Here is a 12,662-nt window from a genome sequence, read left to right on the forward strand (position 1 = left end):
CCCAATTTGAGGCCCTTTACTTTGGATCATCTTCAAGTAAGACTTCAATCTTTTTCAATGCTCCAGGATCTAGATCTTCAATTGCTGTTGCAGCTTGTTCTAATGCAAGTGCATATTCATAATTTCTAAAAGATTTCTCAGCTTCAAGTAAACTACCTGCAATTTTTGGATTCCGGCTTCGGTATCGGTTTCCATATTGAATGACCCTTTCTGCAAGATATACTTGCTCAATCATTTCTTCTGTTTGCTTATATGTTTGTGAAACTAAATCAAGCGCATTTTGTAATGTTTGATTGACCGTATTCATATTAAGAGGTTTTTCCTCGAGACTATTCATTACCTGTGTAAGAGATAATCTCGCTTCCGAAATGAGCTCAGAATATTTTACTGGTAAACCAGGGATATTACTTTTTGAGATAAGTCGTTTCGCATCTGCAAGTTGCTTCTTCATTTCCGAAATTTGTTCTCTTGCATGGAGCTCATCCTTACGAAGTGTTTTCAGCATTTCTGAAAATTGTAAGTGCTCTTCCTTCACATCCTGAATCTTACCGTACACTTCTTCTAGCTCCGTTTTAATTAGAGAATAGGCAATTTGATCCGCTTCAAGCTTTGATTGAACAGATACATATTGCTTAACCAGTTGTTTAATTTGTTTTACGATATTCCGGTGTCGTTCCAGATCATTTTCATTTAAATGATAGCTTTGTTGAACAAATGTTGTTTCCTCTTCTGTGCTTTTACTACCTTCAACTAAGTCCTCTAGATCTTGTTCGATCTTCTCAACCTCTTTTTTCACAAACTGATTTGCTTTTACTTCGGCTTCCAGTAAATCATAGATCGTATCGAGTGACTCTCTTGCTTCTTCAATTCCCTTCTTCACATCTTCGAGCTTTAGCTCTTCGATAAGAGAAATATATTGGGATAATTGCTCTCGCATTCTTTCAATTTCTTTCTCAATTTGATGGTGCCCGAGAGAATAGCCTTCCTGCTCCATTTGGCTGTATCCTTCAGAAACTTCATTTAACTGGTTTGGAATTGCACTTTGGCATTCATGTAATAAATGAGGAATCTCATCCATTTGCTGCTTTGTTACGGAAAGTGCATCCTTAATCAGGAGAACAATTTCTCTTGCCTCAAAATAATTCCCATTCGTCGTTGCTTCTTCAAATTCTTTAAATTTCCCATAAACACCTTCCAGATTCATTTCAAGCTGTTTTTCAGCACGTCCAAAAGTATGTCTATGCGCAAGTAAATTCTTTTTAAGTTCCCGATATTGTTGGTTTAATTCATCAACCTCAACACGATTTTTTTCTTCACTGCCTACTAAATCCTTAAGCTCGTCTAAAATAATGGCGATATTGCTTTCAGCATCATTTAAGATTGCTTCGATTTGTGCCAGTACCCGTTTTGCTTTCCCAAAACGATACTTATCCGCTAAGTCTTCAGCATCAAATAATAATTCCTCAACATCTGGAAGACCAACAGTGACAATTTCATCCCATTGCTTTCTCCAACGTTCGAATAATTCCTCCGTTTGACCTGTCATGTTAAGCTCTTTCACTTTAGCTATTTCATCGGTGACTGGCCGATTCATCATATCTATCTTCCAGGCTTCAAGCCTATCAACATCTTTATATATCTTTTTTCTCGAATAAAACCCAAATATAGTTACTGAACTTGCTACTACGATTATGCCGATTATGATCTCCATAATTTGGCCTCCTTGCTCCCACAATCAATTGTTTCTAGACATTTATGTATATTAGTTTTTAATTTTTATATTGAATATCACAATCAAGTACGCCTTGGCGTAATTGCCGCCCAGATTTTTTCGAGCCTGCTCGAAAACTTACCATTGAAAATCTGTGGCATCCGCCAGAGGCTATTACTTTATCTCGCAAAAATTTGCGAAATAAAGTAATAATGTTTTTTTATTGTATTTATGATACCATGTAAACGACAATTTTTGACTAAAACTTTTAAAATTTTTTACAAAATTTATATAAAAATGAGGGATTTGTCAATGAAAGCAGATGGTCATATCCATACACCCTTTTGCCCACATGGTACAAAGGACCCGTTTGAGGATTATATCGCCCGTGCACTCGATTTAGGATTTGATGAAATTTCGTTCACAGAACATGCACCACTTCCATCTGGATTTAACGATCCCACACCTCAAAAGGACAGTGGAATGGACGAAAATCATCTAGAAAACTATTTTTCTGTATTAACCGAGCTTCAAAAAAAGTTTGCATCAGATATTAAAATCAATATTGGGTTAGAAGTCGACTATATTGAGGGATATGAAGAGGACACGAGGACTTTTTTGAACGAGTATGGCCGATATTTGAACGATAGCATTCTCTCTGTTCATTTTTTAAAAAAACAAGATCAGTATTATTGCCTCGATTATAGTCCTGACACGTTTGCGACTATGATCAGTGACTATTCCTCAGTTGAGGCAGTCTATGAAGCTTATTATGATACATTGGCGCGTTCTATAACGGCAAACCTTGGTCAATTTAAGCCAAAAAGGATTGGCCATATTACACTTGTTCACAAGTTTCAAAAGAAATTCCCGGTAGCGAAGCAATTCGATGAGAAGATTCACTCAATACTCGACCAAATTGCGGATCTTGGATTAGCCTTGGATTATAATGGTGCTGGTATTAATAAGCCACTTTGTCGAGAGGTTTATCCACCAGAAGACATTATTAGAGAGGCAATAAAACGAAAAATCCCTCTCGTCTATGGTTCCGATGCCCATAGCAGGAAGGATTTAAATCAAGGATTTGATCATCTATTTAAGAATGCTGTGTTAGTGTCACCAACTAGATATTAACAGGAAGCTGAGTTACTTTGCTTTTTATCGTTTGTGGTTGTTTACAAATTGTCGTGTTTACCCATTTTTCTATTTCATGACAATATTGTTCACTAACATACAACTCATAAGGCATTAAATGTAAAACTTCTGACATATATTGAGGGTGTAGATAGGGCATGGATAACATCCCCTTTAATTGCATGATGGCATAAGGGATTGGAATAAGGGCAAATTCCTGTTGTTTTATACCTGTTTCAAAAATGGCTTGGAAATAATATTTTTCTTTCGTCATATAGGTTGTCATGATTTCACGAATCAAAGTGGTATCAAATGTAATTTCCCGTTGGACAAAACGTGATAAGTGACGATTATCCTTTTGGTATTCCATAATCCCTCTGACCGCAAGCAATAAACATTCTCTTGCCGTTCTGTTATCCAATTCAATATAGGCATGCTCGACAATCGTTAAATATCCCTCAAGGTAAGAAGAAACTAAATGTTCTAATAAACCTTCCTTATTTCCAAAATAGTAGGAGATATTGGCGACATTACAATTTGCTCTTTTCGCAATTTCACGTACTGTTGTTCCATCAAAGCCTTTTGTATTAAATAAGAATACGGACGACTCAATAACTTTTTGTTTCATTGTTTTACTTTTCATAACCAACCCACCTTACCCTTAATATAGTATAGATTTCGATATGCTAAGGTGGATTCCTTTAAGAATTTATCGACAAGTCACGCGCTTTAAGCTATCATTTAATATAATTTATGTAGGTATTACTCAAATGGAGGGGAATCATAATGTTTCATGTCGAACAATACAAAGGTAATAAAGCAGAAGACTATAAACTGGTAACAAAACAGCTAAATGCTTTGCTTGAAGGCGAACAAGATCAAATAGCAAATTTAGCAAATGCATCAGCATTACTTAACCAATTTTTAGATAATGTCAATTGGGTTGGCTTTTATGTAAAGAAAGAGGATGAACTTATTCTCGGACCATTCCAAGGCTTACCTGCATGTGTGAGAATTAAAATGGGGCGTGGGGTTTGTGGCACTGCAGCCCAAAATCAAAAGACTGAAAGAGTGGCAGATGTTCATCTATTCCCAGGTCATATTGCATGTGATAGTGCTTCCCAATCGGAAATTGTTGTTCCAATTATGAAAAATGGTGAAGTTTTTGGTGTGTTAGATATCGACAGCCCAATCAAAGAGCGTTTTGATGAAGTGGACCAACAATGCCTTGAAGAATTTGTGAAAGTTTTAGAACAACACATATAAGAATAAGCCAGTGAGGATTTTTAATCCTCGCTGGCTTTTGTTTATCCGTTTAACGCTTGATTTAAATCATCCCATATATCTTCCCATGCTTCTAATCCTACAGAAAGTCGAATCAAATTATCCGTAATTCCCATCTTCAATCGAGATTCTTCTGGTACAACAGCATGTGTCATTGTTGCTGGATGCTGAATGAGAGTCTCTGTATCACCTAGACTCACAGCAATTTTGATTAATTTCACCCGATTTAGAACGTTTTGAGCATCCTTCTTTGTGCCTTTAATTGTAAAGGATATGAGTCCACCAGGCTTGCTCATTTGTTTTTTCATAATCTCGTATTCTGGGCTATCTATATCTCCAGGATAAAAAATTTGCTCCACATTTTTATGTTCTTTTAGTAACGATGCGATTTTTTCTGTATTATCACAGTGGCGGTCCATCCTTACTGGCAGTGTTTTTAGCCCACGAAGTAAAAGCCAAGCATCAAATGGTGACATAATACCACCAATATCCTTTTTCGTTGTCATTGCCACCTCTTGAATAAATTCCTTTTTGCCAACGACAAGACCTGCGATCACATCACCATGTCCTCCAATATACTTTGTGGCACTGTGTACCACAATATCACAACCCAAATTAATTGGTTGCTGCAAATACGGTGAACTAAAAGTATTGTCCACGACAACCGGGATATTAAGCTGTTTCGCAATCTTAACAACCTTTTGTAAGTCAATGAGTTTCATAGTTGGATTAATGGGTGTCTCAATGTAGATTAGTTTTGTTTGTGGAGTGATTTTTGAAAGGATTTCCTCTTCATCATCCATCTCACTGAAATCATGCTCGATGTTGTACTTCTCGTTCATCATCTGAAGTAGACCAAAGGTACATCCATACAGTCCCTGTGAGCAGAGGATATGATCGCCGGATTTTGTTAATGCAAATAACACAGCCGAAACAGCAGCCATCCCTGATCCAAATGAAAGCCCAGCTTCCCCACCCTCTAAGAGAGCAATTCTATCTTCTAAAAGTTTTACTGTTGGGTTCCCTAATCTAGAATATATATATCCTTCATCTGTACCAGCAAAACGGGCTTCTCCTTGTTCAGCTGTTTCAAATGTAAAAGTTGATGTTTGGTAAAGTGGTGGTGTTAAACTCCCATTTGGAGAAGTTGGTCCCCCGCCATGTATCGCTAAAGTGTCAAAGTATTTACTTTCCTTGCTCATGCTCCCCTTATCCCCCTTAAAACTTTTGATTATATCATTAGCATATGACAAGAAGGGTTGTATTGAAAGCGTTTTCTATTTTCGTAGAGGTTTACTTGGTTTTACTCGTTAACGAGGACAAGTTCCTTTTCAACCAAAAAGGACATCCATTTATAGATGCCCTTCAATTACTTTATTTTCACTAGCAATAACTTGATTTTTTCCTGATTGTTTAGCCACATACAGTGCATTGTCTGCACGGTGGAATAAACTTTGGAATGTTTCTCTGTATTCCTTATACCAGGTAGCCACCCCACACGAAATTGTGATTTTGGGATTTGAATTCTGTTCCACTCTTTTTCCGAGCCGTTCTGCAACAGCAATCCCTGAAGCTAAATCCACTCTAGGCAGATAAATTGCGAGTTCTTCTCCACCCCATCTTGCTCCAATATCGTTGTCACGGATATTTTCCTTAATGAGAGTAGCTATTTGAATAATCGCTTCGTCCCCAACTTGATGACCATAAGTGTCATTAATGCCTTTGAAATCATCAATGTCAATTAATATAAACGTACCAAAAGCATCTGTTTCCAATGATTTGTGTACACAATCCTCTAAGTGATTACGGGAATAAAGTTTGGTTAAATAATCGGTAATTACCAATTTTTCAAGTTCTTCCCGGAGGATTGAATTTGTAAAAGCCAAGGATGAATGATAGATCAAGGATTGCAGGAGTTTAAACTTATCAAAAGAAAAGAAATAAGGCAGTTCATGTAAAACAATGGAAACACCTAAAATTTCATTGCGTTGTACAATTGGAACAGACATCAAAGATCGATAGACGGATTTTCCAAATGCTGGTTCTCCCTGTAAATCGCCTATGAATAGAGGTTCTTTTTCTGTTAAAATTCGATCAAGGCAATATAAAACATATTGCTCGCCATGTCCTTCTTCAAAAAAAGCAGTACTTCCCGGAAGTACCTCTATTTGTCCATTTGATTGTAATAAAAAGCCTACTTCATTTGCGCCAAAGGAAGCTTTGATTTGAGATGTCATGAATGTCATTGTATCTGTTAATCGCAAATTAGAATTTAACTTATGTGAAGTTTCGTTAATTAATTGTAGATCGGCAATTAATTGTTTCGACTGTTGATAGAGTTGGGCATTTTCGAATGCATGTCCAGCTGTATTTGCCAAAAGTTCAATAAACTGGATTTCTGATTTCGGAAATACTAGTCCGTCATGGGCGTTGATTTGCAAGACTCCATAAACACCCTGCCTACCTTTTAAAGGGGCATAAATGACCGATTTTTTATCAGTAACTGAATCTTCAAGTTGTAGAGTTCCGTTTACAAACGCTTGCATAACTAGCGAGTGTTCACCATTTTCATATTCTTGTATATCTTTAATCGGAATAACATTATGTCGTTTATTATCATGTGCAAGAAATAAGGTAAATGTAAATGATGGGTATACATCTTGTAATGTATTCATAACCTCTTCGAGCACAGCATCTATATCCATAGTTGAATGAAACTTAGAGGTTACTCTAAATAATTGCTCATATCTCAATTCTTCATTTGGAAAATTCATGATTTATCACCCATCTATTATCAAATGCGCCTTGGCGTATTTGCGCCCAGATTTTTTAGGCCCACACGAGGTGGGTCACAAAGACGTTGCCACAGGACGTGGCGTTCTTAGTCTTTGATCTTATGCTCGAAAAATTACCTTTGAAAATCGCATGTCTCCGCCGGAGGCTTTAACTTTATTCAGCCGGAATTTGAACCTCTACTCAAATTTTCATAATATATTCTTTCATCCCACATAAATATGGAAGAATTTCTGCTGAATAAAGTTAGTACTTATTAAATCTATTATAATAGAAAATGCACGAAAAATGTTTTATTATATCGTAAAAAACCCAAATTTATTACATCTTCATGTTTATAATCGAATTTCCTCCATAAAAAGTAGAAGATCTTGCCGTTTTATGTATTTTATCATGATAACTTGACTTCCTTTAGTAAAAATCATATAATGATCGTTGTGTAAAATATTGCAGCGTATGTGAGTAGGTTTTTGTTCTATTTTGTTCCTCTGCATGAGTTTTTAGCTCATAGATGGTGTATCACGTAACTCTTGGCTGCTAGAGCGAAGGTACATGAAAACAAAATAGTCGAGAGCATCTAGCACATCTGTTTTTATTTTACAACAAAATAAAAACATTGAAGGAGGAGTCATTCATGGCTCGTTATACTGGTCCAAGCTGGAAATTATCCCGTCGTCTTGGAATCTCATTAAGTGGTACTGGTAAAGAATTAGAAAAGCGTCCTTACGCTCCTGGACAACATGGTCCAAACCAACGCAAGAAGCTTTCTGAATATGGTTTACAATTACAAGAAAAACAAAAGCTTCGTCATATGTATGGTGTGAATGAGCGTCAATTCCGCACTACATTCAACAATGCAAGCAAAATGCAAGGGATCCTTGGTGAAAACTTCATGATTCTTCTTGAATCACGTTTAGATAACCTAGTTTACCGTCTTGGTCTTGCTCGTACTCGTCGTGCAGCTCGCCAATTAGTTAACCATGGTCATATTATTGTAGATGGTGGCCGCGTTGATATTCCATCTTACCGTGTAAAACCTGGTCAAACGATTGCAGTTCGTGAAAAATCACGTAACCTTGTTGCAATTAAAGAAGCTATCGAAGCTACTACTTTCGTACCAGAATATTTAACTTTTGATGCTGATAAGCTAGAAGGAACATACACTCGTTTACCAGAGCGTTCTGAATTACCAGCAGAAATTAACGAAGCATTCATCGTTGAGTTCTACTCACGTTAATCTTCCTAAAGAGGAAAGGGATATCCCTTTCCTCTTTTTTTTCATAGATAAAATGAATAAGGTGCTCCTCGGGAGCACCTTATTCATTTTAATATTTAATTAAGAAATATTTTTTCTTACCTCGTCGAATGACGGTGAATTGACCTTCGATTCGATTTTGCGAAGTTAAAACCGCATCTACTTCTTGGATTCTCTCACCATTGACATAAATGGCTCCATTTCCAATATCCTCACGTGCCTGACGCTTAGATGGGGAAATTTTACTCATTACTAATAAATCAACTAACCCAACCTCAGTATCCCCATTGTACTCATATGAAGGAACATCCTTAAAGCCTTGCTTAATTTCCTCTGCACTTAATTCACTGATAGAACCGCTGAATAATGCTGTTGAAATTTTCACAGCTTGCTCTAAAGCAGCTTCACCATGAACCAATTTCGTTACTTCCTCAGCCAACGTCTTTTGTGCCAATCGCTTTTCAGGTGCATGTTGAATTTCTGCTTCAAGACCCTCAATTTCCTCTTTGGATAGGAACGTAAAATATTTTAAATAACGAACAACATCACGGTCATCTGTATTGATCCAGAATTGATAAAACTCGTATGGTGACGTTTTATCTTTATCTAACCAGATTGTACCACCTTCTGTTTTTCCAAACTTCGTTCCATCAGCTTTCGTCACGAGTGGTATAGTTAGACCAAATGCTTTTGCATCCTCGACTGTCTTACGAATTAATTCAAGTCCGGCTGTGATATTCCCCCATTGGTCACTTCCACCAATTTGAAGTCGGCAGCCTACATCTTCATATAGTTTCAAGAAGTCATAGGATTGTAAAATCATATAGCTAAACTCTGTAAATGAAATCCCAGCATCAAGACGAGATTGCACAGAGTCTTTAGCGAGCATGTAATTTAAACCAAAGCTTTTACCTATGTCACGCAAGAAAGTAATTAAGTCTAGACTACCAATCCAATCATAGTTATTTGCAATTTGAGCTGGGTTTCCTTCTGCTTCAAAATCCAAAAAGCGTGAAAGCTGATTTTTAATGCTATTACTAAACTCCACGACTACCTCTTTCGGATTTAGCGTTCTTTCAGCCTTTTTACCACTTGGGTCACCAATTAAACCTGTCGCTCCACCAACTAATGCAATAGGTTGGTGCCCTGCTAATTGGAATCTTCTCAAGGTTAAAACCCCTACTAAGTGTCCAATATGTAAACTATCAGCTGTTGGATCGAATCCACAATACAATTTAATCTTTTCATTCTTTAATGTATTCTGTAGTCCTTCCTGATCCGTTACCTGATTTATCAATCCCCTATAGGTCAAATCCTGTATAACATCCATTAAATATCGATTCTCCTTTTAACCTTCTAATAAGGTTTTTCTATCACATTCTGTCTATTATTGTCAAATTAAATAATGGAAATTCATAAAATAATATTAATGACCCTACGCTATATGCTATAATAAACTTGGATTTTTAGGGGGATGATTATGAATCTAAATAAATCACAGATATTTGAAAAAATTAGCTCTTTTTGGCGAAGAGTCCTATCAAATAAAGTCATTCAAGCGGTTACAGGAAACAAAGTTCGAAAAGGCGCAAGAGTTACTTACGGGGTTGTATGGAACTTATTTTTAATTTTCTTTATTATTGGTCTGCTTGGACTTGGCTTTGCCGGTGGAGCTGGTGCAGGATATTTTGCATCTTTGGTTAAGGACGAACCCGTCCGAAACTATGATAGTTTACAAAAAGATATTTATAACTATGAAGAAAACACGGAGGTCTACTTTGCAAATGAGGTCTACCTTGGTCAATTACGGGCGGACCTGCAACGTGAAGAAGTAGCACTCGAAGATATTTCACAATTTGTCTTAGATGCTGTTATTGCTACTGAGGACCAATATTTCTATAAGCACGATGGAGTTGTGCCAAAATCAATATTACGGGCAATCGTACAGGATGTAACTAATTCACCTATCCAAACTGGAGGAAGTACGCTAACCCAGCAATTGATCAAGAATCAAATTTTATCAAATGAAGTTTCCTTTGATCGGAAGGCTAAGGAAATTCTCATCGCACTTCGACTTGAAAAGTTTTTTGATAAAGAGGAAATTCTAGAAGCATATCTAAACATTATTCCTTATGGCCGTAATTCATCAGGTCGAAATATTGCTGGAGTTCAAACAGCAGCCAAAGGGATTTTTGGAGTAGATGCAAAGGATTTAAACCTTCCACAAGCTGCATTTATCGCTGGGATACCTCAAAACCCATATGTATATACGCCATTCTTAAATCAGGGTGGAAAGGTAAAAGAGAACTTGGAGCCCGGTATCAACCGGATGAAAACAGTCTTAGAGCGTATGCTTACAGGTGGCTTCATTACACAGAAGCAATATGAAGAAGCACTTGCCTATGATATTCGTGCCAACCTAGCTCCACCTAAGTCAGAGCCTAATGAAAAATATCCTTGGTTAACTGTTGAAGTAGAAAAACGTGCCACTGATATTTTGATGAAGAAATTGGCTAAGGATGATGGATACGAGGAAAAGGATCTTGAAGAAAATAAGGAACTTCGATCACACTATCAAGTGATCGCAGATAGAAACCTTCGTCAAAATGGATATAAAATCCATACAACGATTGACAAAGAAGTATATGATGTAATGCAAGAGGCAGTAAAGAATTTTCAATATTTTGGTCCAGATCGAAAAGAAACGAAGAAAAACTTAGAAACGAATGAAGATGTGCAAGTAATCGAACCAGAAGAGCTCGGTTCTGTATTAATTGAAAATAGGACAGGAAAAATAATTAGTTTTGTGGGAGGCCGTGACTTCGAGCGTGAGCAAACCAATCATGCATTAGGTGCGAAGCGGTCAAATGGTTCAACAATGAAGCCGCTCTTGGACTATGCACCAGCAATGGAACTAGGACTCGTACAGCCTGGAAGTGTAATTGCCGATGTAAAGTTTTCATATGGAAAATATACGCCATATAACGTGGGTGGGGCAAATGACTTTGATGGTCTAATGTCTGCAAGACGTGCTTTACAAGTCTCTAAGAATATCCCGGCCATCAAGACATACTTAAAGGCATTTGATCACCGCCCAATTACTTTCCTAGAGAAAATGGGGTTCACTTCTTTAAATGAAAAAGATTATCATGCCCCATCTTTAGCAATAGGCGGTATGACAGATGGTGTTTCAGTTGAAGAGAATGTAAATGCATTTGCAACATTTGCTAACGAAGGTAAGTTCATCGATGCCTACATGATTGAAAAAATTGAAACGAACGACGGAGATGTTATATACGAGCATGAAGTGAAACCTGTTGAGGTTTTCTCTCCACAAACTGCTTATTTAACAATCGATATGATGCGTGATGTTATAAATGGTGGTACAGCTGCATCTATGAATAGTTACCTTAAGTTTAATGCGGACTGGGCTGGTAAAACAGGTACAACTAACGACTGGTGGGATATTTGGTTTGTAGCAACGAACCCGAATGTAACCTTTGGTACGTGGATTGGCTACGATACACCAAAGCCAGTGGCATTAAATTATAAAGGACTTTATAATTCAAGAAGAAATATTCTTCTGTGGGCACAACAATTAAATGCAGTATATGATGTAAAACCAGAGCTTGTTAAGCCAAAAGAAAACTTTAAAATGCCTGGAGGAATTGTAAGTCGCTCCTATTGTGGAATTTCTGGATTACTTCCTTCAGATTTATGTCGTGAAGCCGGTCTTGTACAATCTGACATATATAACGCTAAATTTGTTCCTACAAAGGTCGATGATAACCTTGTAAAAGGTAAGTATATTGAAGTAGATGGCAAAGCCTATCGTGTACCATCAAGTGCACCACAGGAATTTGTCCAAGAAGGAATCATGATCAAGAAAGAGTTTTTAGCAGAGCATGGTTTAAAAGATTCAGCGGCAATTTCACAATTGCTTCCTAAAAATGATCGTTGGAAGAACCTTGTCGTTACAGAATCTACTGAACTTAAAGACAATGGTTCAGTTCCGTCCCAAGTAAAAGGTGCCTCGATTTCTTCAGGTACATTGAAATGGGCAAAGCATGATCACAATGATGTCATTGGATATCGAATCTATTCTGCAGCAAATTTCACAGCAGACTTCAAGAAGATTGGAAGTGTTCCTGCTACAAAGAATTTACAGTTTAACGTTGGAAACGCCGTTGCAGCCTATTATGTTACTGCTGTTGATGTCACTGGTAAAGAAACGCCACTTGCAAATTCAGTTTTAATCAAAAATGGCGACTACAAACCAGAGCAAGAAGTGGTTACCCCACCACCGGCAGACCCTCCTGCTGAGGGGGATAGTGGTGCTAATAATGAAAATGGAAATAATGGCAATGGTAAAGGTAACGGTAAAGAAAAAGGTAAAGAAAACGGTGGAAATTAATTAATAAAAAAGAGTCTGGGACATAACTAGCTTCGAATAGTGAAAAAGGTGAATTTGAGCGCGCTCAAACT

At 37.2% G+C, this 12,662-nt stretch carries 9 protein-coding genes; 4 read left to right on the forward strand and 5 right to left on the reverse strand.

The features are described from left to right. Nucleotides 1-16: 16 nt before the first annotated feature. On the reverse strand, nucleotides 17-1,711 hold the full coding sequence (gene ezrA, locus ACFSFW_RS13840) for a septation ring formation regulator EzrA (RefSeq protein ID WP_388039115.1): 1,695 nt from the start codon (nucleotides 1,709-1,711) through the stop codon (nucleotides 17-19). 312 nt (nucleotides 1,712-2,023) lie between these two features. Between ezrA and hisJ the strand changes: the two genes are divergently transcribed. Beyond that, complete coding sequence (gene hisJ / locus ACFSFW_RS13845; protein ID WP_388039117.1) at nucleotides 2,024-2,845, forward strand: histidinol-phosphatase HisJ; 822 nt, start codon at nucleotides 2,024-2,026, stop codon at nucleotides 2,843-2,845. Here hisJ and refZ read toward each other — a convergent pair. Next, the gene (refZ, locus tag ACFSFW_RS13850) at nucleotides 2,835-3,488 is read right to left on the reverse strand and encodes a forespore capture DNA-binding protein RefZ (RefSeq protein WP_304219211.1); all 654 of its coding nucleotides are present in this window, start codon (nucleotides 3,486-3,488) and stop codon (nucleotides 2,835-2,837) included. The two genes, hisJ and refZ, sit on opposite strands and share 11 nt — an antisense overlap. A gap of 143 nt (nucleotides 3,489-3,631) precedes the next feature. On the opposite strand from refZ, the gene msrC reads away from it, so the two are divergent. Then, nucleotides 3,632-4,111 (forward strand): free L-methionine (R)-S-oxide reductase MsrC, encoded by a 480-nt coding sequence (gene msrC, locus ACFSFW_RS13855; RefSeq protein WP_099362190.1) that lies wholly within the window; start codon nucleotides 3,632-3,634, stop codon nucleotides 4,109-4,111. A gap of 41 nt (nucleotides 4,112-4,152) precedes the next feature. Here msrC and megL read toward each other — a convergent pair whose 3' ends face one another. Both megL and ACFSFW_RS13865 read right to left on the reverse strand, forming a co-directional pair. After that, the gene (gene megL, locus ACFSFW_RS13860; protein ID WP_388039119.1) at nucleotides 4,153-5,331 is read right to left on the reverse strand and encodes a methionine gamma-lyase; all 1,179 of its coding nucleotides are present in this window, start codon (nucleotides 5,329-5,331) and stop codon (nucleotides 4,153-4,155) included. Between the two features lie 150 nt (nucleotides 5,332-5,481). Continuing rightward, a complete protein-coding gene (locus tag ACFSFW_RS13865) occupies nucleotides 5,482-6,903 on the reverse strand; it encodes a sensor domain-containing diguanylate cyclase (protein WP_388039121.1) in 1,422 nt (473 codons plus the stop codon). Nucleotides 6,904-7,556: 653 nt separating this feature from the next. Here ACFSFW_RS13865 and rpsD point away from each other — a divergent pair. Beyond that, nucleotides 7,557-8,159, forward strand: a complete 603-nt coding sequence (gene rpsD, locus ACFSFW_RS13870; RefSeq protein WP_304219218.1) for a 30S ribosomal protein S4 — start codon at nucleotides 7,557-7,559, stop codon at nucleotides 8,157-8,159. A gap of 88 nt (nucleotides 8,160-8,247) precedes the next feature. Here rpsD and tyrS read toward each other — a convergent pair whose 3' ends face one another. Further along, nucleotides 8,248-9,507, reverse strand: coding sequence for a tyrosine--tRNA ligase (gene tyrS / locus ACFSFW_RS13875; RefSeq protein WP_388039123.1), 1,260 nt, complete (start codon nucleotides 9,505-9,507; stop codon nucleotides 8,248-8,250). Nucleotides 9,508-9,657: 150 nt separating this feature from the next. Between tyrS and ACFSFW_RS13880 the strand changes: the two genes are divergently transcribed. Next, the gene (locus tag ACFSFW_RS13880; protein WP_388039125.1) at nucleotides 9,658-12,591 is read left to right on the forward strand and encodes a transglycosylase domain-containing protein; all 2,934 of its coding nucleotides are present in this window, start codon (nucleotides 9,658-9,660) and stop codon (nucleotides 12,589-12,591) included. Nucleotides 12,592-12,662 lie beyond the last annotated feature (71 nt).

Source organism: Ferdinandcohnia salidurans, from assembly GCF_042680725.1.
GTDB classification, from domain to species: Bacteria; Bacillota; Bacilli; order Bacillales; family Bacillaceae_L; genus Ferdinandcohnia; species Ferdinandcohnia salidurans.

Coding starts and splice junctions, on each gene's coding strand:
- ezrA (WP_388039115.1), bottom strand. CDS start 1,711: ATGGAGATCATAATCGGCATAATCGTAGTAGCAAGTTCAGTAACTATA.
- hisJ (WP_388039117.1), top strand. CDS start 2,024: ATGAAAGCAGATGGTCATATCCATACACCCTTTTGCCCACATGGTACA.
- refZ (WP_304219211.1), bottom strand. CDS start 3,488: ATGAAAAGTAAAACAATGAAACAAAAAGTTATTGAGTCGTCCGTATTC.
- msrC (WP_099362190.1), top strand. CDS start 3,632: ATGTTTCATGTCGAACAATACAAAGGTAATAAAGCAGAAGACTATAAA.
- megL (WP_388039119.1), bottom strand. CDS start 5,331: ATGAGCAAGGAAAGTAAATACTTTGACACTTTAGCGATACATGGCGGG.
- ACFSFW_RS13865 (WP_388039121.1), bottom strand. CDS start 6,903: ATGAATTTTCCAAATGAAGAATTGAGATATGAGCAATTATTTAGAGTA.
- rpsD (WP_304219218.1), top strand. CDS start 7,557: ATGGCTCGTTATACTGGTCCAAGCTGGAAATTATCCCGTCGTCTTGGA.
- tyrS (WP_388039123.1), bottom strand. CDS start 9,507: ATGGATGTTATACAGGATTTGACCTATAGGGGATTGATAAATCAGGTA.
- ACFSFW_RS13880 (WP_388039125.1), top strand. CDS start 9,658: ATGAATCTAAATAAATCACAGATATTTGAAAAAATTAGCTCTTTTTGG.